Source organism: Cyanobium sp. ATX 6F1, from assembly GCF_024346315.1.
Lineage (GTDB): Bacteria > Cyanobacteriota > Cyanobacteriia > PCC-6307 > Cyanobiaceae > ATX-6F1.
In genome coordinates this window covers 88032-108462 of the sequence record NZ_JAGQCS010000001.1, presented here as the reverse complement: position 1 = coordinate 108462, position 20431 = coordinate 88032, and the positions used below count along the sequence as shown (strand labels likewise).

The following is a 20431-nucleotide window of genomic DNA, read 5'->3' as shown; positions in this document are numbered from 1 at the left end:
GCTGCTCGGATCGAGGCGCCTGAACCGTTGGGACTGGAAGTGCCGGCAGCTTCAGCCGCAGCGATCAGCGATCACCCTGCCTTCGGCCTGTTCAGACACTCCAGGGCCTTGCGCCCAAGGTGGATCAGGTGTCAGGGATCGTCTCCCCTGCGCTGAGCCAGCGACGGATCTGCTTGCGGCGATCGCCCCACAGTGCAACAGCCAGATCGCACAGCTCCTCGGCTCTCTCGAGGCCCGGCCACCAGGCCAGCGCCATCACCGTGCCGCCCTCGTCGTCGTCCAGCTCGAGCGTCTGCAGCAGGCCGCTGTCTCGCTCGACGTTGACGCTCATGCTCCCTTTCTCCCGGCCGATGATCAGCACCAGGGTCGGGTCGTCGTCCGCTTCGTAGATGGTCCAGCAACCTTGGCCGAAGTCACGGCCATCACCGGGAGCGAAATCCACCCGCTGGCCGCCGCGGCCGACGAGCAATGAGGTCAGCTCAGCAATCGTGCGCTCCATCGCTTCACCTCCTGTTGGCGCTCCACCGGCCCAGCGAGCTGATCCAACTCTGACGTGGGATCGATCCAGGTCGCAGGGGAGGACGCAGGACCCATAGGCTCTGCACCGCTGCGTGCACACCCCTTGGCCAATGATTCGTTCCGCTACGAGCCGCTGGAGCGCTTCGGGGAGGGCCTCACAACCCGCAGGCCCTGGAACACCACGGCGCTGGCGGGGGTGGAGCGGCTCAATGGGCGCGCCGCCATGCTCGGCTTTGTTGCCGCCGTGGTGGGCGAGTTGATCACCGGCCGGGGGCCGGCCGGTCAACTCGCCGCACTGCTGCGCTGGTACCTGGAGCTGGGCTGAGCTGTGGCGGCTGGTCGTCGGGCGTCTGTTGGCTCTCCCGCAGGCGGTTTCCAGCCAGTGAGTGCTCCCTGCGTCAAGGGCCCCGGCCTCCACTTTCGCCCGCTGATCAAGTCGGGAGCTCAGCGCCAAGATGATCGCTCGGGCGAATTCAGCGTGCCAGGGAGCTTCTGACGCCATGGGACTGACCCTGATTCTTGGCAACCAGCTGCACCCCGAGTGGCTCACGGCCCCGCCCTTGCGGCTCGATCCCTCCAGCCGGGTGCTGATGGTGGAAGACCTCGGCCTGGCGTCGCGGTTTCGTTATCACAAGCTGCGGCTGCTCCATTGTTTCGTGGCGATGCGGGCCTTCCGCGAGGCCCTGCGGGCCGCCGCGATTCCCGTGCACTACTTCGAGCTGGGCGACTCCATCGGCCTCAGTTTCTGGGGGCGCCTGGAGCAGGAGCTTGCCCAGGCCGCGGCGGATGGGTTCCAGCCGGAGCTGCGGATCGCCGAAATTCCCGATCCCGGTGTTCAGGCCGAGCTGGTGGCGTTCTGCCACCAGCGCCAGGTGGCGTTGGTGGTGCTGCCGTCGCCGGCTTTTCTGGCCAGCGCGGCGGAAAGCCGCGCTGAGTTCGAGGGGCGGCGGCGGCCGTTCATGAAAACCTTCTACGAGCGCCAGCGCCGGCGCCTGAATCTGCTGATCGAGGCCGACGGCAGCCCCAGCGGTGGCCGCTGGAGTTTTGATGCCGACAACCGCCGCAAGCTGCCCAGGGGCTACCGGGAACCGCCGTTGCCCCAGGTGTCGCCCAGTGCCGAGGAGCCGGCGGTGCGCGCCCTGATTGAGACCCACTTCCCGCAGAATCCCGGCCAGCTGGGGCCCCTGGTGGTGCCCTTCGATCACGCCGGCGCCCAGGACTGGCTGGATCAGTTCCTGGCGGTGCGCCTCCATGACTTCGGACCTTTTGAGGACGCCCTGAGCTCCAGTGACGATGTGCTGCAGCACTCCCTGCTCGCGCCCCTGCTCAACATCGGCCTGCTCAGCCCCGCGACCGTGGTGAGGCAGACCTTGGATCACGCCGCCGTCGCCGCCACGCCGATCGCCTCGTTGGAGGGATTCCTGCGCCAGGTGGTGGGCTGGCGGGAGTTCGTGCGCGGCATCGATCTGGTGTACGGCGAGCGCCAGGCAGGGGGCAATTTCTGGGGTCACCAGCGCCGTCTGGCCCCCTGCTGGAATGCCGGCGAAACGGGTCTGCCGCCCCTGGATCAGGCGATCGAGAGGCTGAACCGTCTCGCCTGGAATCACCACATCGAGCGCCTGATGGTGATCAGCAACCTGATGTTGCTCTGCGAGATCCACCCCGGCGAGGTCTACGGCTGGTTCATGGAGCGCTATATCGATTCCTACGCCTGGGTGATGGGTCCCAACGTGTACGGGATGGGTCAGATGAGTGATGGGGGGATCTTCGCCACGAAGCCCTACATCTGCGGTTCCAACTACATCCTCAAGATGGGTGGCGGTCCCCGGGGCCCGTGGTGCGAGATCTGGGATGGGCTCTACTGGCGCTTCATTGATCTCCACCGGGATTTTTTTGCCGCCAACCCCCGCCTTTCGATGATGGTGGCGCTGCACGATCGGATCGAGCCGGCCAAGCGTGCGCGGCAACGGGAGCAGGCGGAGGCGTTCATCGCCCGGGTCACCCTTGCGCCTGAACCGGAGCGTTCGGGAACCCAGGATCCAGCTCAACCCACGGCCCAGGGAACGGGCTGACAGACTTGCTGAGGTTCCGTTACAAAAAGTCATGACGGTTGGTGAGCTGTTCCTTGAGTCCCTCTCCACTGGGGTGATCACCCCCTCCGAGCTGGGCTGGATCACCCGGCAGCAGAACCGCTTTTCCCGGCTCGAGGAGGCGACGGCCCTGCGCCTTGGACGCCTGCTGGATCAAGGGGCCATTCGGCTGGGCTGCCGCCTGCCGGCCTTGAAACTCCATCACGATCAGGTGCGCGTGTCCTGGATCGAGCCCCTGGGGCGACGGCGGAATCGCCCTTCCCAGGCCTAGTGCGCTCGGAGGGTTGAGACCAGGCGGTTCGCCAGTCGTTCGCCGCTGAGCAGGGCTCCCTCGACGCGGCCGAATCCAGGGCCCTCCAGCCCATCGCCGCAGAAGCCGATGCGGCTCTGCGGGCACAGCATCAGCTCGGCGGGCAGCCCTGGCGGCTGGGCAAAGGCGGCACCCCAGCGCATCAACTTGCTCGGACCATCCCCCAGATCGCAGGGGCTGATCCAGTGCTTCAGCACCTGCTGCAGGGCTGCTGTGAGCTCCGCGATCACCGCCTGCTCCCGTTCGCCGCTGGGCTGCGTGGGCTGCAGCCGGGCGATCGCCGAGCCTGCGCCGTAGACGCTGAGATGCCGCGAAGCGAAGGCGTCTGTGGAATGCACCACCACAGCGCAGCGTCCATCCTCGAGCGGTTGGAGGGCCAGCCTTTCAAGGCCCCAACGCTGCCGGGCCGCAGGCTGGAATTCAAGCAAGCGAAACGGCAACTTGCGCCAGTGATCGGCCCTGCTCGCGTCGATCAGAAGCAGCAAGACGCAGCGGGGCTCGTAGCCAAGGGCCGCGATCGAGGCCATGGCTTCCGTGAGCTGGGGGTCCCCCAGGCTTCGGGCCACCGGCTGCAGGGGAGGCTCCTCCCAGCCCAGGAGCTGCTGGCTGCGGGGATGGGCGAGCAGGGTGCCGCTCAGCACCAGCCAGTCGGCCTCGTCCAGCAGCTGCTGGCCGTCATCAAGTAGCTGCCAGGGCCCCGTGGGGGTCACCGCCAGGTGGCGCACCAGGGTGCCGAAACGCAGCTCGACCCTGCCGCCCGCCAGTTCCAGCAGTCCTTGGCAGAGCTGATCCATGCCGCCACGGCCACGGAAGAGCCGTCCCCCATGGAGGCGATCACCCGGGTGGGGATGCAGAGCGCCGTCGACATCGAGCTGGGCGAGGCGGCCGGGCCAGGGCTCGATCCAGCCCCCCTCCAGCAGCGGCGCCAGTAAGGCCGGCTCAGGGCTGGAGCTGATGTTGAACAGGGGAGCTCCGTGATCGAGGCGCCGTCCGCCGTCGCTGCGGGAGCGACGGGTGCTGGCCCGACCACCCGGGCCCCGTCCTGTTTCCCAGACGCTCAGGTCACCGTGCCAGCCCAACCGCCGCAGCTGGGCCACGAGCGCGCAGCCGGAAACCCCGGCACCGATCACCGCAAGCCGGTCTGCCGGTGAGCCAGTCATCAGGCACCCTCGCCCGGCGAGCCTGATCAGGATGACGGATGCTGGGGCATGGATCCCAGCCAGCGAGCAGCGTCCACGGGCCTTACGGTGAGCCCCCCGTTCCATCTGGGGGGCCGCCGTGTCGTTGATCAACACCGCCGTCGGTCTGCTGGCGATCAGCTCGCCGATCAGCGTGCTGCCGGTGGTGGCCAAGGCCGCCGGCAACGACCCGAGCCGTGTGCGGCGCATCAGCCGCCTGGCGGTGCTCACCTTTCTGCTCACGCTGCTGGCCGCCTGCTGGTGGGGCCAGGCGCTGCTGGATCTGTTCGCGATCACCCTCGATTCGTTTCGGGTGGCCGGCGGCCTGATCCTGCTGCCGATCGGCCTGCGCCTGATCGATGGCAAGGAGGTGAGCAGCTCCGAACTCGACCTCGATGAGGGCCTGCTGGGGGTGGTGCCGATCGGCCTGCCCTTGCTGGCCGGGCCTGGCGCCATCTCTCTGGTGGTGTCGGATGCCCCGCCGAATTGGCAGGGGCGCCTGGCCCTGAGCGCGATCATCGCCCTGCTGGCGCTGGGGATCTACCTGGTGCTGCTGGTGTCGATGCCCCTGCGCCGGGCCCTGGGGGAGCTGCAGGAAAAGGTGATCAGCCGGCTGATGGGCCTGTTGCTCACGGCCATCGCCGTGCAGATGCTGGTGGGTGGCCTAAGGGGCTCGTTTCCAGCCCTGGGCTGAGCGGCCCCCGCTGGACGAGCATGGGGAGGCCCGACCTCAGGCGATCAGCAGCGCCCCCAGGAGGAGCAGCAGCAGCGCCGGCAGCGCCTGCACCTGCAAGGCGTTCAGGGGCAGCCCCAGGGGCAGGCCGGGGTGGAGAAGACCGAGCAGCAGGGCCCCCAGTGCCAGGCCCACGCTCAACAGCAGAAAGCTCCAGCCCACGGCCGCCAGGAAGCGGCCGTTACGGCGTTGCAGGTTGATCACGGTCACGCCTGTGGACATGGCCAGCAGCAGTTCGGGTGAGGCGCCGGGGGCGAGCAGAACCAAGGTCAGCAGCACCCCGTCGGCGGCCAGGGGGAACCAGCGTTCCCGCCCTTCGGCCAGTTGCAGTTGGGGCAGGCTGAAGCGTGGGGCCTGGAGCCTCCCGGCGGGGAGCCGCGGCAGGGAGGGGAAGGACGGAAGCGCTGGCCGGCTGGGGGCTGTGGCGGTGGGCCTGGCCGCTTCCCTTTGGGAGGCATTGAGGGCGGCACTGCTGACCTTGCCCTGCTGGCGCTCCTTGAGCCGGTCCATCAGCACGCTGTCGTAGGCGGCCTCGATCAGGGCCTTGGCCTGGGGATCGTTGCCCAGGTCCTTGAGACGGGCCAGCTTGGCGGCCTGCACCTCATCGAAGCTGGCGTCGGCCGTGACACCGAGGCGTTCGTAGGGCCCCGGAGCGGCGGCATCACTGGAGGGCTGGTCAGAGGCCTGGTTCATGGGTCCCGGCGCGGGACGCGCTGTGCTGGCCTGAGCGTATCGAGGCGGCGCTCAAAACAGGGGCTCACTGCAGCGATAGCCACCTTCCTGTTGCAAGTGGAGGCTCTGGGCTTCGGCTTCCGCCCGCTGCACCCATTGGCGGTGTTTGAGCAGGGGCATCTGGGGTGGCAGGTGGCTCCCTTCACGCACCTCGACCCGCTCCTGGGTGGGCAGGAAGCGGACGTAATCGCAACCTCCATCGCGGCGGGGGCGAACCAGCCAGAGCGGCTCAGCCATGACTGTGACCTTTCGTTGCAAAGATTCTGGCGCGCCGCTTCTTACAACGCGATCGGCTCCACCCCACTCACCACCGGTGCCACCGCGGAGAGCTCAAGCCTGGGGTGATCCTCGGCCAGCTGGTGCAGGTTCCAGTCGTTCTTGAACAGCAGCACCGGCCGGTCCCAGGCGTCGCGAACGGTCTTGCAGTTGAACAAACGCCCGACCGCCTCCAGGGCCCCCCAGCCCCCCACCACCCAGCGGGCCACGGAGTAGCCCAGGGGCTCCAGGCGAGTGGGCACGCCGTATTCGTTCTCCAGGCGGTACTGCACCACCTCCAGCTGCAGCTGGCCCACGGCCGCCAGGATCGGATCCCGTTTGCTGGCGTCGGTGTCATAGAGCACCTGCACGGCCCCCTCCTCGCGCAGCTCGTTCACCCCCTTGCGAAAACTCTTGAACGCCGAGGGGTTGGGGTTGCGCAGCCAGGAGAAGATCTCCGGGCTGAAGCAGGGGATGCCCTCGTATTCCACCTTTCGCCCCACGTACAACGTGTCGCCGATGGCGAACATGCCGGGGTTGTTGAGGCCGATCACATCGCCCGGGTAGGCGTCCTCCACCACCTCGCGGTCGGCCCCGAACAGCTTCTGGGGCCGCGAGAGCCGGATCGTCTTACCCGTGCGCGCGTGGCGCACGGTCATGTCCTTTTCGAAGCGGCCCGAGCACACGCGCACGAAGGCGATGCGGTCGCGGTGACGGGGGTCCATGTTGGCCTGGAGCTTGAACACGAAGCCGCTGAACTCCTCGCGCAACGGATCCACCGGGCCATCGCTGCCGCTGCGGGCCACCGGGCGCTGGGCCAGCTCCAGGAAGGCATCGAGGAAGGGACGCACCCCGAAGTTGGTCATCGCTGAACCGAAGAACACCGGGCTCAGTTCGCCCGCATGCACAAGCTCCAGATCCAGCTCGGCGCCGGCCCCATCCAGCAGCTCCAGCTCTTCAAGGGCCTGATGCAGCAGCTCCGGCTCCACGGCGCCCGTGGCGCGGGCCTGGGCCACCGAAAGGCGCCGCTCGGCGGCCTGCTTGCCGCGCTCGGCCCGCTCGAACAGGATCACGTCGCCGCTGCGCCGGTCGATCACGCCACGGAAGCGGTCGCCGCTGCCGATCGGCCAGTTCACCGGCCAGCAGGTGAGGCCCAGCTCGCTCTCGATCTCATCGATCAGCTCCAGGGGCTCGCGCCCCGGTCGGTCCATCTTGTTGATGAAGGTGAAGATCGGCACCCGCCGCAGCCGGCAGACCTCAAAGAGCTTGCGGGTCTGGGGTTCGAGCCCCTTGGCGGCGTCCTCGAGCATCACCGCGTTGTCGGCGGCGGCCAGGGTGCGGTAGGTGTCCTCCGAGAAGTCCTGGTGGCCCGGGGTGTCCAGCAGGTTGACGGTGTTGCCGGCGTAGTCGAACTGCAGAACAGTGGAGGTGATCGAGATGCCGCGTTGCTTCTCCAGTTCCATCCAGTCGGAGGTGACCTTGCGCTGCTCGCCCTTGGCCTTCACCGCGCCGGCCTGCTGGATCGCGCCCCCGTAGAGCAGCAGTTTCTCGGTGAGGGTGGTCTTGCCCGCATCCGGGTGGGAGATGATCGCGAAATTGCGCCGCCGGGCCACCGCTTCGGCCAGGGACAAGGTGCTGCCTGGGGCCGAGGCGGCGGCGGTGCTGGAGCTGCTGGTCATCGCCCCAGCCTGCCAGCCCCCGGTTCCCTCAATCGCTCTGGTTGGCCACCAGCAGCAGCCCACCGATGATCGCCACGTTTTTCAGCAGCTGAATGCGCTCGGGGAGTTCGGCCACGGCGCCGTGGAAGATCAAGGTGGTGGGGATCAGGAACACCAGCAGCAGCACCGCCCCGAGTCGCCGCTTCCAGCCGCTGATCAGCAGCAGCGAACCCACCGCCAACAGCAGCACCGCCGCCCCCAGCAGCAGGGAGGGGAACGGCAATCCCTTGGCGGCGATCTTGGCGGCGACGGCCTCGAAGCCCGTCAGTTTGCCCAGCAGGGCATGGACGAACACGAGGCTGAGCAGAACCCTGGCGATGCCATCCACCAGGGGGTTGCCGGCGGTGGGGGAGGAGCGCGTCATCCGTCTGACCCGAGGACATCGGTGGGGGCCCAACCCTGGGCAGGGCTGTGGGGCCTGTCAAGGGCGCTGGGCCCACCGACTCCAGCACCTATGCCCCTGACTCGGACAGGTCCTCGAAGCGCTCCACGGCCCGCTCCACGTTGAACAACAACCGCTCGCGGCCGAGGCGCGCTCCCAGCTCCGACTTCTGCACCACCTCCAACACGTGGGGGTTGAGGGCCGCCAGCCAGAGGCTGACGCCATGGCGGGCCATGTTCTGATCGGCTTCGATCATCATGCGCAGGGCCGAGTACTCGATGTCGATCACGGCGCTGCAATCGAGCACCACCACCTTCGGCTGGACCGCATCGATCAGGTGGCGCATCAAGGTGGCCACGGACTGGGCATTGGCAAAGAACAGGCGGCCCTCGGCCCGCAGCAGCAGCAGGCCTGGCCAGGTCTGGTCTTCGGGGTGTTCCGGCGAGATCGGCCGGAACACATCGCTGCCGGGTTTACGGGCCAGGGCGTAGACGGGCGGGTTCACCTCCTGCTGGGCCAGGGCCAGCAGCGACACCACCACCGCCACCAGGATCCCCTTCAAGGTGCCCAGCAGCACCACCCCGGCGAAGGCGATCAGGGCCCAGTGGAACTCGGTGACACGCACGCGCCGGATCGCCAGGAACTCCCCAGGCGCGATCAGCTCGAAGGAGTAGACGACCACCACCGCCGCCAGGGCGGCGATGGGCATGCGGGCGATCAGGGGGGCCAGCAGCAGCAGGGTGAGGGCGGCGCCGGCGGCGGTGATCAGTTCCGCCATCTGGGAGCGCGCCCCCGCCAGGCGGTTCACGGCCGTCTGGGTGGTGCCACCGCCGGCGGCCATGGCGCCGAAGCAGGCGCCGCCGATGTTGGCCAGCCCCAGGGCCACCAGCTCCTGGTTGGCCGCGGGCCGGGGCTCGTTGCCGTTGCCGAAGGTGCGGGCGGCGGCGATGCTCTCGGTGAAGCTCATCAGGGCAATGCCGGCGGCGGCGGGCCAGAGCCGCAGCACGTCATCCAGATGGGGCAGCACCAGCGGCGGCAGGCCCGTGGGCACCGGGCCCACCACGGCCACCCCGAAGCGATCAAGCCCCAGCAGGGCCGAGGCGCCGATCGCCACGGCGATCGCCAGCAGCGGGGCGGGCAGGCTCGGATGCCATCGATGCAGCCCCACCAGGAGGACCAGTAACACCAGGGCCAGGGCCGTGGTGGCCAGTGAGGTCTGAGGCAACTGCTGGAGGAGAGAGGAGAGATCGCGGAAGAAGCCGATCTTTTCGACGTGCAGGCCGAGAAGCTTCGGCAACTGGTCGGCCACGATCACCAGACCGATGCCGCTCTTGAAGCCCACCAGCACCGATTCGCTGATGAAGTTGGCGACGAAGCCCAGCCGCAGCAGCGCCGCCAGGGTGAGCATCACCCCCACCAGCAGGGTGAGCGTGGCGCTGGTGGCCAGCAGGCTGGCGGGATCACCGTCCGGGGCGCTGCGCTGCAGTTCCGATCCCACCAGGATCGCCAGGGTGGTGGTGGTGCTGACGCTCAGGGGCCGTGAGCTGCCCAGCAGCGCGTAGATCACCATCGGCACCAGGGCGGTGTAGAGCCCCACTTCCACGGGCAACCCGGCGACGGTGGCGTAGGCCATTGCCTTGGGCAGCACCACCGCTGCCGCCGTCAGGCCGGCCAGCAGATCGGGGCGAAACCACTCCGCTCGGTAGTGGCGCAGCCAGGCGGCGGGGGCGGGGAGGTTCAGCTGGTTCATCTCGGCTCCCCTTGGGCGATGGTGCTGCTTGAGGCGCCCGAGGGCCCCGAGCCATCCGAATCCTTCCTAGGCGCCCCAGGCCCGCTTGCTCGCTTGGACAGCAACACCTGTTGCCCCAGGCCCAAGCCGCTGCCCATGGCTCCACCTGGGAGGTGATCAGCGCCGGGAAGCCTGAGCTGGGAGTGCCGTTCACGGCGTGATCGTGTCGGGCCTCAGCCGAGTGGCTCCTCGATCACCGGGTTGTCCAGCTGGCCGATGCCCTCAATCAGCACACCGACGCGATCGCCGCTCTGAAGCCAGCGGGGTGGATCAGCGGCCATGCCGACGCCGCTGGGGGTGCCGGTGAGGATCACGGTGCCGGGCAACAGGGTGGTGCTGCCGCTGAGGAATTCGATCAGCGCCGGCACATCGAAGATCATGTCGCTGGTGCTCGCGTCCTGCACGGTCACGCCGTTGTGGAGTGTGCGCAGGCGCAGGCTGTTGGGGTCGGGGATCTCATCGGCCGTCACCAGCAGCGGGCCCAGGGGGGCGAAGGTGTCGAAGGTCTTGCCGCGGCACCACTGGCCGCCCCCCAGGCGTTTCTGCCAGTCGCGGGCGCTCACATCGTTGGCGCAGGTGTAACCGAGCACCACCTCGAGGGCCCGCTCACGCGGCACGTTCTTGCAGCGGCGGCCAATCACCACCGCCAACTCACCCTCAATGTCGACGGAGTCGCTGGCCAGCGCCCGGGGCAGTTCGATGGGCCCACCGGGGTGCTGCAGGGCGGAGGCGGCCTTCATGAACAGCACCGGCCGCTCAGGCAGGGCGGCGCCGGTTTCGGCGGCGTGCTGGCGGTAATTGAGGCCGATGCAGTAGATGGTTCCTGGCTCCAGGGGCGCCAGCACCCGCTTGACGTCGGCAGCCTCCCCACTGGGGTTGAGGGCGCCGAACAGCTCGCCGTTCAGGCGCTCGTGGGAGCCGTCGGAGTGCTGCACCGCCAGGTGGATGATGCCCTGGGGATCGACGTAGCGAAGCACCTTCATCGGTTCAATCCTGGCCCAGCGGCGGCCTGCCGGGCCTCAAAGCAGATTCGCCGCCAACTCCGCCAGCTCCGAGCGCTCGCCCCGCATCAAGGTCACATGGCCCGCCAGGACCTGGCCCTTGAAGCGCTCCACCAGCCAGGTGAGGCCGTTGCTGTCGGCATCCACATAGGGATTGTCGATCTGATAAGGGTCGCCGGTGAGCACGATCTTGGTGCCCTCACCCACCCGGGTGACGATCGTTTTGACCTCGTGGGGGGTGAGGTTCTGGGCCTCATCCACCACCATGAACTGCCGTGGAATCGAGCGGCCGCGGATGTAGCTGATCGCCTCCACCTCCAGCAGCCCCATGCCCTTGAGGTCGGCCCAGTTGCTGCGCTGGGCCCGGTTCCCCCGCCCGCGGCCGGCCCCTGGTTCATCGCTGGCGCTGGATCCGAGCAGGAAATCGAGATTGTCGATGATCGGCTGCATCCAGGGGCCCAGCTTGTCCTGCAGATCGCCGGGCAGAAAGCCGATGTCCTTGCCCAGGGGGATCACCGGCCGGGTCACCAGCAACCGGTCGTAGAGGTGGTCATCGGCCACCTGGTGCAGCCCCGCCGCCAGGGCCAGCAGGGTCTTGCCCGTGCCCGCCTTGCCCACCAGCGTGAGCAGCTGGATGGCCGGATCCAGCAGCAGATCGAGGGCGAAGGTCTGCTCGCGGTTCCGCGGCAGGATGCGCCCCAGCTTGATCCGATGCACCTTCTGCAGCGGCTGCAGGCGGCGGGTCGCCCCGTCGTAGCGGGCCAGCAGGGTGTGGTTGCCCTGGAGTTCATCCACCAGCGTCACCCCTTCATTGGCCTGGAGCGTCACCCCCGAGCGCGCCCCGTCGGGCAACTGATCGATCCCCAGGCCCCCGCCGCCCTTAAACTGCTCCATCAGAGCGGCACTCACCGGCAGTTCACAGAACCCCGGGTAGAGGTCCGCCAGGTCCACCTTGTCAGTGCTGTAGTCCTGGGCGATCAGCCCCACCGCATCGGCCTTGATGCGCAGGTTGGTGTCCTTGGTGACCAGCACCACCGGTCGCTTGCTGCCCATCACCTCCTGCAGCCGCTGCTCCAGGGCCACGGCCAGGATGTTGTTGTCGCCGTTGCCCGCCTTCAGCTCCGGCGGCAACTGGCTGAGGGTCTCGCTCCGGCAGAACACCACCTTGAGGAGGCCGTGGTGAACGTCGTCGATCTCCACCCCGTCGGACAGGTTGCCCTTCTGCCGCAGGCCATCCAGCAGCCGTGACACCTGACGGGCATTGCGGCCTTTCTCGGAGGAGTCCCGCTTGAAGCGGTCGATTTCCTCGACCACCTCGATCGGGATCACCACATCGTTGTCTTCGAAGCGGGTGAGGGCACGGGGGTCGTGCAGCAGGACGTTGGTGTCGAGAACGAAGGTCTTGCGCATGGCGCCCCCCTGGGCCTGGCCTGGTTGAAAACCTACCCCCGCCTTGGCCCGACCTACGCTCCCGCAGACCTCACCAGCCCGGCGTGCCTGCCCTTTCCCTTCCGCTCAGCCTGCTCCTGTCGGTGGCCCTGCTGTTCGGGCTCACGCTGCTGGTGCTGGAGTTGCGCCATCGGCTGCGGCCCGCCTCGCCGCTGATCCTGCGTTCGGGTCCCTGGTCCGTGCGCCCCTTCGATCAGGGCCTCAAGGCGATCGGTGAGATCGAGATCGCCAACCCCCACCGGCGCATGGAGGTGATGGTGCCCGAACTGCGCGTGCTGCCCACCCTGCTGGGCACGGGTCGGCTCGACCAGCTCAAGGTCAGCACACGCATCGAGGCGCTTCACCCCGATGAGGAGGCCCGAGCCGATGGCTACTGGGCCGCCTACATCGTCAAAGGCCACAAGCGCACCCGGGCGAGGTTGACCGTGCGCATCGAGGCCCCCGCCGGTATCGATCTCAACTCCCTGATCGACACCCTCTGGGTGGATGTTTTTTGGGTGAATTACGGCCCCTTCGGCCGCCTTGAGCGCCGTGATGGCCTGTTGGTGCCCCTGCGCAGGCCCGCTCCCGTGGCACCGGAGGCGGCCCAATGGCGCCTGGGGGATGGCTGCCGCGTTCTTCCGGTGCGCACTCACCTGCTGGGGGTGCTTGACGATCCGATCGAGGTGCTCCGGCGTTATGCGGGCGCCGTGCTCCAGCCGGGCGACATCCTCACCATCGGCGAGACGCCCCTGGCGGTGATCCAGGGGCGTTACCACCACCCGTCCACTGTGCAGCCCTCGGCCCTGGCCCGGCTGCTCTGCCGCGTGTTCCATCCCACCAGCAGCCTGGCCACCGCCTGCGGCCTGCAGACCCTGATCGACCAGGTGGGTCCCGCCCGGGTGCTCTTGGCCTGGATCCTGGGCAGCCTGCTCAAGCTGGTGGGCAGCAAAGGGGGCTTTTATCGCCTCGCCGGCTCCCAGGCCCGGCTGATCGATGACATCACCGGTACCACCCCCCCCTATGACCAGACGATCGTGCTGGGCCCTGATCAGCCCGAGCGCACCTGCCGCGAGCTCGCGGCGGAGCTGGGGGTGCCCGTGGCTGTGGTCGATGTGAACGACCTGGGGCGGGTCAAGGTGCTCGCCTCCAGCGCCGGCTGCGATGAAGCGCTGCTGCAACGGGCCCTGCGCCCCAACCCCGCTGGCAATGCCAACGAGCGCACCCCGCTGGTGGTGGTACGACCCGCCTGATCCCGGCAATCGACCAGGGTCGATACAGTTGAAGCTCAGCGCGAGCCACCCATCAGCGCCACTGCCGTGCGTCACGACCCCCGGGGATTGGTGATCGAACCGCTGCAGGGTTGGCATCTCCCCCTGCTGCACGAGGCCGCCTACCTGGATTTGCAGCCGCTGTTGCAGCGAGCGCTGTTGCTGCAGGGACCGGACTGGCTGCTGAGCATGGTGGCCTCCCGTAGGCCCCTGGCGCCCCAGGTGCTGGTGGCCTCCGGAGCCGATCAGCGACTGTTCGGGCTGGTGGTGAGCCAGCGGCTCAACCGCAGCGGCAGCTGCTGGGAGTTGCGTCACCTGCGGGTGGCCGATGGTGAGGCGGCCGGAGGCGGTGACCGCCCCAGCACCCTGGCGGTGGAAACGGCCCTGCTGCGGGAGGCGATTCAGCGCAGCCATGGCGCCGCCAGCTGGATCGCCAGCGCCTCCAGCCTCGATGGTGACCGCCTGGCCCTGCTGCGCCAGCTGGGCTTCCAGCCCCAGCGCACCGAAATCCTGTGGCGCTGGTCCCCCGCCGCGATCTCCCCCGATCTGGCCGCGCTCCCGACTGATTTGCAGGTGCGGCCCCTCCAGCGCCGCAATGCCCCGCTGCTCTGGCACCTGGAGCAGGCCGCCTGTCCGGCCCACCTGCGCCAGTTGCTGGATCGCCGCGTCGAAGACCTGCTCGACCACAGCGGCGCCCCCAGCCTGTTGTTGATCGATACCAGCCGCCGCCAGGCGGTCGCGGCCGTGCGCCGACTGCGCAGTGAGCCGGGTCAGTCCCTGCCCGAACTGGAACTCACCATCCACCCAGGATGGGAGCAGATGCTGGGGGCGCCGGTTGAGCGCCTGATGTGGGAGGCGGCCGCTGGCCTTGATGGGGTGCTGCTGCGCAGTGATGTGCTCGATCAACCCCGCAACGGCTGGCTGCGCGGGCTGGGGCTGCGGCCCGAGGGAGAAGAGGTGCTGATGGCGCGCAGCGTCTGGCGGCGCCAGGAGCCCCAACCCTCCCGCCAGGCGGCTCGCCGGCTGGAGGCGATGCTCGAGAGCTGGCAGCCCCGTCGGCGGCCCCTGCCTACCCCCGTGCTCCAGCCCCGTTGAAGCCCCAGCTCCTTTGAAGCCCCAGCCCCAGTCCGTGCTGGCCCTTGATGTGGGCCGCCGCCGCCTGGGCCTGGCCGGCTGCGATCCCCTCGGCCTCACCGTCACTCCGCTGCCACCCCTGCTGCGGGGCCGTTATGCCCTCGACCGGGCCAAGCTGCAGCTGGTGGTGTCCCAGCGGCGGGTACGGGCGCTGGTGGTGGGCCTGCCCCTGGACGGGAACCAGCAACCCACCGAGCAGGCACGCCACTGCCGTCGCTACGGCGAACGCCTTGCCCGCGACCTTGATCTGCCCCTGGCCTGGGTGAACGAGCACGCCAGCAGCTGGGCCGCCGCGGACCAGCATCACCTGCACGGCGACCGCAGCGGCGCCCTCGACAGCGCCGCCGCCGCCCTGCTGCTGCAGCAGTGGTTGGTGGAAGGGCCTGAGCCGCTACCGGTCGGAGCGGCGGCCATCGATCCGGGCCGCCGGGACCACGCTGATTCATTCTGAGCAGATCTGAACTCGCACCATGAGCGCCGAAGGCCCCTCCATCTCCGGATCCGGTGACGTGCCCACGGTGCTGGTGCGTGAGCGCGGCAGGGAACTGCTGTGTTTTCTCGAGCAGCTGATTCCCCTCGACGGCCACGACTACGCCCTGCTCACCCCGGTGGACACCCCAGTGTGTCTGGTGCGTCTCGAAGACGACGCTGAACCGGAGGTGATCGAATCGGTGGACGCGGCCGAGCCGATCCTCTCGGTGGCCGATGTGGTCCTCCAGGAGCACGACCTCACCCTGGTGCGCTCTGCCGTCACGCTCACGGTCAGCGGTGAGCTCGAAGAGCCCGATCCCGATGACTTCGACGACGAGGAGGACGACCTCGACGACGACACCGACGCCTATGAACTGCTGATCCAGTTCCGCGCCGACGACCAGGAGTACGGCCTGTTCATTCCCCTCGATCCCTTCTTCGTGCTGGCGCGGATCACCGACGGCGAAGCGGTGCTGGTGGAGGGGGAGGAATTTGATCGTGTCCAGCCCCGCATCGAAGCCGAGCTTGAGGAGAGGGAGAGCGAGGATTGAATCTCCCCCAGTTGCTGCAACCCGACTGGCTCGCCAGCGGCACCCTGGCGGAGCTGTCGCTGGAGCGGCTGCTGGCGGTGCCGCTGCGCGCCCTGGTGCTCGATGTGGATCGCACCCTGCTGCCCGCGCGGCGCACGGAGTTGCCGGCACCGATCGAGGCTTGGCTCCAGCGGGCCCAGGAGCACCTGGAGCTGCGGCTGTTCAGCAACAACCCCTCCAAGGCGCGCATCGGCGCCGTGGCCGAGCGGATCGGGGTGCCCTTCACCGCCTCCGCCGGCAAGCCCCGCCGCAGCGCCCTGCGCCGGGTGCTGGCCGAGCTGAATCTGCCCCCGCAGCAGGTGGCCCTGGTGGGTGATCGCCTGTTCACCGATGTGCTGGCCGGCAACCGGCTGGGTCTCTACACGGTGCTGGTCAAGCCGGTGAACGCGGTGGGTCAGCCTTGCGAGCACGACCGGCTGCAGAACTTCGAGCTCCGCCTGGCCCGCTGGGTGGGCAGCGAACTGGGCTGATGCCCGTGCGCCGTGTCATCAAGGTGGGAACCAGCCTGCTGCGGGGGATCGCCGGGCGCGACACCGCCGCCGTGATCGCTGATCTGGCCGCCAGCCTCAGCCGTCAGCGCGCGGATGGCCACAGCGTGGCCCTGGTCACCAGCGGTGCGGTGGGGCTGGGCTGCCGCGCCCTGGAGCTGCCGGGGCGCCCGAAGGAGGTGGCGGCGCTCCAGGCCGCCGCTGCCGTGGGTCAGGGACGCCTGATGGGCCTCTATGACGCCGCCTTTTCCGCCCACGGCCAGACGGTGGCCCAGGTGCTGCTGACCCGCGGCGATCTCGCCTCCCGCCGCCGTTACCAGAGCGCCTGCCGCACCCTGGAGCAGCTCCTGGCCTGGGGCGTGGTGCCGATCATCAACGAGAACGACACCCTGGCCACCCACGAGCTGCGCTTTGGCGACAACGACACCCTCTCGGCCCTGGTGGCGGTGGCGGTGGGGGCCAACGAGCTGATCCTGCTCACCGACGTGGACCGCCTCTACTCAGGGGATCCCCGGCGCGACGCCAACGCCGAGCCGATCGAGGAGGTGGGCAGCCTCGCGGAACTGGAACGGCTCAGCGGCGTGGCCACGGGCGGCGGCCAGTGGGGCACTGGAGGCATGACCACCAAGCTGGCGGCGGCCCGCATCGCCACCTCCAGTGGGATCCGCGTGCGCCTGGCCGATGGCCGCGATCCGGCTGTGCTCGAGGCCCTGCTGGCCGGGGAGAGCCTGGGCACCGTGTTCCAGCCCAGCCCCGAACCCCTGCCGGATCGCAAGGGCTGGCTGGCCCATGCCCTGGTGCCCAAGGGAAAGCTCTGGATCGACCCTGGCGCCGAGCGCGCCCTGCTGGAGCGCGGCGCCTCGTTGCTGGCGGTGGGCATCCGGCAGGTGGATGGTCGCTTCGAGCGCCGCGATGCCGTGCGCCTGATGGCCCTTGATGGCCGCGAGCTCGGCCGCGGCCTGAGCGCCCTGAGCAGTGAGGAGCTGGCCCTGGTGATCGGCCAGAGCAGTGAGACGCTCCAGCGCACCCTGGGCGCCGATGTGGGCGTTGCGGTGGTGCACCGCGACCACCTGGTGCTAACCGCCCCCGCCGCCCTGGCCTGAGGCCGACCTACCATCCGGCCGCGGCTGGCGATCGGCGGAATGCGCTTCAGTGAACTGCTGGCCCGGCTCAGCCCCGGCAACGCCGCCGGTGAGCCCCATCTGGCTGCGGATCCCGAGCTCTCCGGTGCCGCCGCCCTCGATCAGGCGGGCCCTTCCCAGCTCAGTTTTCTGGAGGCGGGCCACAGCCTGGCGGCCCAACTGGCGGCCAGCGGCGCCGGCGCCCTGCTGCTCCCCAGCGACCCGGCCCTGCAGGAGCAGGCGACGTCGGCCGGCCTGGCCTGGGTGGCCTTGAAGAACCCCCGCCTCGGTTTTGCCGAGGCACTCGAAGCGCTCTATCCAGCCAGGCCCCGGCCCAGCGGCATCCACCCCAGCGCCGTGGTCGATCCCAGTGCCAGCCTCGGCGCCGGTGTGTCCATCGCGGCCCATGTGGTGGTGGGTGAGGGCACGGTGGTGGGTGAGGGCTCCACCCTCCACCCCGGCGTGGTGCTCTACGACGACGTGGTGCTGGCGGAGGGCTGCGAGATCCACGCCAACGCCGTCCTCCACCCCGGTTCCCGCCTGGGACGCGCCTGCGTGGTGCATTCCAACGCGGTCGTGGGGTCGGAGGGTTTCGGCTTCGTGCCCACCGCCAGCGGCTGGCGCAAGATGCCCCAGACCGGCCTGGTGGTGCTTGAGGAGGGGGTCGAGGTGGGTTGCGGCAGCACGATCGATCGGCCCTCGGTGGGGGAGACCCGCATCGGCGCTGGCACCAAGATCGACAACCTCGTGCACATCGGCCATGGGGTGGTGACGGGCCAGGGCTGCGCCCTGGCGGCCCAGGTGGGCATCGCCGGCGGCGCCCGCCTCGGCAACGGCGTGATCCTGGCCGGCCAGGTGGGCCTGGCCAACAAGGCCGTGATGGGCGACCGCTCGATCGCCTCCTCCAAATCCGGCATCCACGGCGAGGTGGCCGCCGGTGAGGTGGTGAGCGGCTACCCGGCGATCCCCAACCGGCTCTGGCTGCGCTGCTCGGCCGCCTTCAACAAGCTGCCGGAGATGGCACGCACCCTGCGCCAGCTGAGCCGCGACGCAAGCTGAGCCAGGACCGCCCGCCTCGGCGGGCCATCACCGCTGGGGTAGCTTCGCGCCACGCAACCGCCAGCCGCTCCTACCTGCCATGACCCGCTACCGCCTCACCCTGCTGCCCGGTGACGGCATCGGGCCGGAAATCACGGCAGTGGCCCGGCAGCTGCTGGATGCGGTCAGCGCCCGCCACGGCTTCGCGCTCGATTACGACGAGCAGCCCGTGGGTGGGGCCGCCATCGACGCCACCGGCGTGCCCCTGCCCGAGGCCACCCTGGAGGCCTGCCGCGCCAGCGACGCCGTTTTGCTGGCGGCCATCGGCGGCTACCAGTACGACGCCCTGCCCCGGGAACAGCGCCCCGAGACCGGCCTGCTGGCCCTGCGTTCGGGCCTGGGCCTGTTCGCCAACCTGCGGCCTGTGAAGATCCTGAGCGCCCTGATCGACGCCAGCAGCCTGCGCCCGGAGGTGATCAGAGGCGTGGATCTGCTGGTGGTGCGGGAGCTCACCGGGGGGATCTACTTCGGCACCCCCAAGGGCCGCGTCGAGGCCGATGGCCACGTGCGTGCCTTCAACACCATGGCCTACTCCGATGACGAGATCGACCGCATCGCCAGGGTGGGCTTCGAGCTGGCTGCCCAGCGCGGCGGCCGGCTCTGCTCGGTGGACAAGGCCAACGTGCTCGATGTGAGCCAGCTCTGGCGCGATCGGGTCGAGGCGATTCACGCCGACTACCCCGCCGTCGAGCTGAGCCACATGTACGTGGACAACGCCGCCATGCAGCTGGTGCGGGACCCTCGCCAGTTCGATGTGCTGCTGACCAGCAATCTGTTCGGCGACATCCTCAGCGACGAGGCGGCGATGCTCACCGGTTCGATCGGCATGCTGCCCTCGGCCTCCCTGGGCTCCGAAGGCCCAGGCCTGTTCGAGCCGGTGCACGGTTCCGCCCCCGACATCGCCGGCACCGACAAGGCCAATCCGCTGGCGATGGTGCTCTCGGCCGCCATGCTGCTGCGCATCGGCCTGCACCAGGGGGCCGCTGCCGCCGATCTGGAGCGTGCCGTTGATCGGGTGCTGGAGGCCGGTTACCGCACCGGAGATCTGGCCGCCGAAGGCGCCACGGTGCTCGGTTGCCAGGCCATGGGCGAGCAGCTGCTGGCGGTGCTCTGAAGGCGGCTCAGCTCTGCCGGCAGCGGGGGCGGGCGGGCGATCTGCGACACTCGAATTCGCTTTTCCTCCCCTTGCTCCGATGTCGAAGCGTCACCCGGTTGTGTCTGTCACCGGTTCCTCCGGCGCTGGAACAAGCACCGTCAAGCGTGCCTTCGAATACATCTTCACCCGCGAGGGCATCCATCCCGCCGTGGTGGAAGGCGACAGCTACCACCGCTTCGAGCGGGGCCCGATGAAGGAAGCCATGGCCGTTGCCGTGGCCAATGGCGAAAACTTCTCCCACTTCGGCCCCGAGGCCAACCTGTTCGACAAGCTCGCCGAACTCTTCGAGACCTACGGCGAGACCGGCAGCGGCCAGAAGCGCTACTACCTGCACTCGGTGGAGGAAGCTGCCGAGCACAACGCCCGCCTCGGCACCAGCCTCCAGCCCGGCCAGTTCACCCCCTGGGAGACCATCCCCGCCGACAGCGACCTGCTCTTCTACGAGGGCCTGCACGGTGGCGTGGTTGGGGAGGGCTACGACCTGCCCAAGTTGGCGGACCTGCTGATCGGCGTGGTGCCGATCGTGAACCTGGAGTGGATCCAGAAGATCGCCCGTGACAACCAGGAGCGCGGCTACTCGGCCGAGGCCACGGTGGACACGATCCTGCGCCGCATGCCCGATTACATCAATCACATCTGCCCGCAGTTCAGCCGCACCGACATCAACTTCCAGCGGGTCTCCACCGTCGATACCTCGAACCCCTTCATGATTCGGAGTATTCCCACCGCAGATGAAAGCTTCGTGATCGTCCACTTCCGCAAGGGGGCTCGCGAGAAGTGGGGGATCGACTTCACCTACCTGCTCGACATGATCCACGACTCCTTCATGTCCAGCCCCACCTCCATCGTGGTGAGCGGCGGCAAGATGGGCTTCGCGATGGAGCTGATCCTCACTCCGATCATCCATCGGATGATTGAAGAGAAGAAGAAGCTGGCCTGATTGCAGCGTCAGCCCTTAGTCTGGTGC

22 protein-coding genes are annotated in these 20431 nt (G+C 68.9%); 13 read left to right on the top strand and 9 right to left on the bottom strand.

Features of this window, described 5'->3' with window-relative positions; genetic code table 11:
- Positions 1 to 124: 124 nt before the first annotated feature.
- Positions 125 to 499, bottom strand: coding sequence for a hypothetical protein (locus KBZ13_RS00600; protein WP_255005052.1), 375 nt, complete (start codon positions 497 to 499; stop codon positions 125 to 127).
- 123 nt (positions 500 to 622) lie between these two features.
- Between KBZ13_RS00600 and KBZ13_RS00595 the strand changes: the two genes are divergently transcribed.
- The 3 genes from KBZ13_RS00595 (at position 623) to KBZ13_RS00585 (ending at position 2880) form a co-directional block, all read left to right on the top strand.
- Complete coding sequence (locus tag KBZ13_RS00595; RefSeq protein ID WP_255005051.1) at positions 623 to 844, top strand: chlorophyll a/b-binding protein; 222 nt, start codon at positions 623 to 625, stop codon at positions 842 to 844.
- A 175-nt stretch (positions 845 to 1019) separates the two neighbouring features.
- Positions 1020 to 2591 carry a cryptochrome/photolyase family protein gene (locus KBZ13_RS00590; RefSeq protein WP_255005050.1) on the top strand — a complete coding sequence of 524 codons (1572 nt, stop codon included), beginning with the start codon at positions 1020 to 1022 and terminating at the stop codon, positions 2589 to 2591.
- A 31-nt stretch (positions 2592 to 2622) separates the two neighbouring features.
- Entirely contained in the window at positions 2623 to 2880 is a 258-nt protein-coding gene (locus KBZ13_RS00585) for a hypothetical protein (protein ID WP_255005049.1), read from the top strand.
- Here KBZ13_RS00585 and KBZ13_RS00580 read toward each other — a convergent pair.
- Positions 2877 to 4079 carry an NAD(P)-binding protein gene (locus KBZ13_RS00580; RefSeq protein ID WP_255005048.1) on the bottom strand — a complete coding sequence of 401 codons (1203 nt, stop codon included), beginning with the start codon at positions 4077 to 4079 and terminating at the stop codon, positions 2877 to 2879. The genes KBZ13_RS00585 and KBZ13_RS00580 overlap by 4 nt on opposite strands.
- A gap of 118 nt (positions 4080 to 4197) precedes the next feature.
- Between KBZ13_RS00580 and KBZ13_RS00575 the strand changes: the two genes are divergently transcribed.
- Positions 4198 to 4791: a MarC family protein gene (locus tag KBZ13_RS00575; protein ID WP_255005047.1), complete on the top strand. Its 594-nt coding sequence runs from the start codon at positions 4198 to 4200 to the stop codon at positions 4789 to 4791.
- Positions 4792 to 4827: 36 nt separating this feature from the next.
- On the opposite strand, the gene KBZ13_RS00570 is transcribed toward KBZ13_RS00575, so the two are convergent.
- The 7 genes from KBZ13_RS00570 to KBZ13_RS00540 form a co-directional block, all read right to left on the bottom strand.
- The gene (locus KBZ13_RS00570; protein ID WP_255005046.1) at positions 4828 to 5523 is read right to left on the bottom strand and encodes a CPP1-like family protein; all 696 of its coding nucleotides are present in this window, start codon (positions 5521 to 5523) and stop codon (positions 4828 to 4830) included.
- Between the two features lie 51 nt (positions 5524 to 5574).
- The gene (locus KBZ13_RS00565; protein WP_255005045.1) at positions 5575 to 5799 is read right to left on the bottom strand and encodes a hypothetical protein; all 225 of its coding nucleotides are present in this window, start codon (positions 5797 to 5799) and stop codon (positions 5575 to 5577) included.
- A 41-nt stretch (positions 5800 to 5840) separates the two neighbouring features.
- Positions 5841 to 7496 carry a peptide chain release factor 3 gene (locus KBZ13_RS00560; RefSeq protein ID WP_255005044.1) on the bottom strand — a complete coding sequence of 552 codons (1656 nt, stop codon included), beginning with the start codon at positions 7494 to 7496 and terminating at the stop codon, positions 5841 to 5843.
- 28 nt (positions 7497 to 7524) lie between these two features.
- Positions 7525 to 7899 carry a DoxX family protein gene (locus tag KBZ13_RS00555; protein WP_255005043.1) on the bottom strand — a complete coding sequence of 125 codons (375 nt, stop codon included), beginning with the start codon at positions 7897 to 7899 and terminating at the stop codon, positions 7525 to 7527.
- Between the two features lie 88 nt (positions 7900 to 7987).
- The gene (locus KBZ13_RS00550; protein ID WP_255005042.1) at positions 7988 to 9667 is read right to left on the bottom strand and encodes a SulP family inorganic anion transporter; all 1680 of its coding nucleotides are present in this window, start codon (positions 9665 to 9667) and stop codon (positions 7988 to 7990) included.
- A gap of 212 nt (positions 9668 to 9879) precedes the next feature.
- Positions 9880 to 10689, bottom strand: coding sequence for a fumarylacetoacetate hydrolase family protein (locus KBZ13_RS00545; RefSeq protein ID WP_255005041.1), 810 nt, complete (start codon positions 10687 to 10689; stop codon positions 9880 to 9882).
- 36 nt (positions 10690 to 10725) lie between these two features.
- Positions 10726 to 12117, bottom strand: a complete 1392-nt coding sequence (locus KBZ13_RS00540) for a PhoH family protein (RefSeq protein WP_255005040.1) — start codon at positions 12115 to 12117, stop codon at positions 10726 to 10728.
- A gap of 83 nt (positions 12118 to 12200) precedes the next feature.
- Here KBZ13_RS00540 and KBZ13_RS00535 point away from each other — a divergent pair, with 83 nt between their 5' ends.
- From KBZ13_RS00535 to KBZ13_RS00495, 9 genes are all read left to right on the top strand, one after another.
- The gene (locus KBZ13_RS00535; RefSeq protein WP_255005039.1) at positions 12201 to 13388 is read left to right on the top strand and encodes a F420-0:Gamma-glutamyl ligase; all 1188 of its coding nucleotides are present in this window, start codon (positions 12201 to 12203) and stop codon (positions 13386 to 13388) included.
- Between the two features lie 66 nt (positions 13389 to 13454).
- Positions 13455 to 14501: a hypothetical protein gene (locus KBZ13_RS00530; RefSeq protein WP_255005038.1), complete on the top strand. Its 1047-nt coding sequence runs from the start codon at positions 13455 to 13457 to the stop codon at positions 14499 to 14501.
- A gap of 13 nt (positions 14502 to 14514) precedes the next feature.
- Positions 14515 to 14991, top strand: a complete 477-nt coding sequence (gene ruvX, locus KBZ13_RS00525) for a Holliday junction resolvase RuvX (RefSeq protein ID WP_255005037.1) — start codon at positions 14515 to 14517, stop codon at positions 14989 to 14991.
- 19 nt (positions 14992 to 15010) lie between these two features.
- Entirely contained in the window at positions 15011 to 15562 is a 552-nt protein-coding gene (locus KBZ13_RS00520) for a DUF3727 domain-containing protein (RefSeq protein ID WP_255005036.1), read from the top strand.
- Positions 15559 to 16071, top strand: a complete 513-nt coding sequence (locus tag KBZ13_RS00515) for a YqeG family HAD IIIA-type phosphatase (protein ID WP_255005035.1) — start codon at positions 15559 to 15561, stop codon at positions 16069 to 16071. The genes KBZ13_RS00520 and KBZ13_RS00515 overlap by 4 nt, the downstream gene beginning before the upstream one ends.
- Positions 16071 to 17192: a glutamate 5-kinase gene (gene proB, locus KBZ13_RS00510; RefSeq protein WP_255005034.1), complete on the top strand. Its 1122-nt coding sequence runs from the start codon at positions 16071 to 16073 to the stop codon at positions 17190 to 17192. Before KBZ13_RS00515 ends, proB begins: the two co-directional genes overlap by 1 nt.
- Positions 17193 to 17231: 39 nt before the next feature.
- Positions 17232 to 18269, top strand: coding sequence for a UDP-3-O-(3-hydroxymyristoyl)glucosamine N-acyltransferase (lpxD, locus tag KBZ13_RS00505; RefSeq protein WP_255005033.1), 1038 nt, complete (start codon positions 17232 to 17234; stop codon positions 18267 to 18269).
- Between the two features lie 79 nt (positions 18270 to 18348).
- Positions 18349 to 19422 (top strand): 3-isopropylmalate dehydrogenase, encoded by a 1074-nt coding sequence (gene leuB / locus KBZ13_RS00500; RefSeq protein ID WP_255005032.1) that lies wholly within the window; start codon positions 18349 to 18351, stop codon positions 19420 to 19422.
- Positions 19423 to 19501: 79 nt separating this feature from the next.
- Entirely contained in the window at positions 19502 to 20404 is a 903-nt protein-coding gene (locus KBZ13_RS00495; protein WP_255005031.1) for a phosphoribulokinase, read from the top strand.
- Positions 20405 to 20431: the final 27 nt, after the last annotated feature.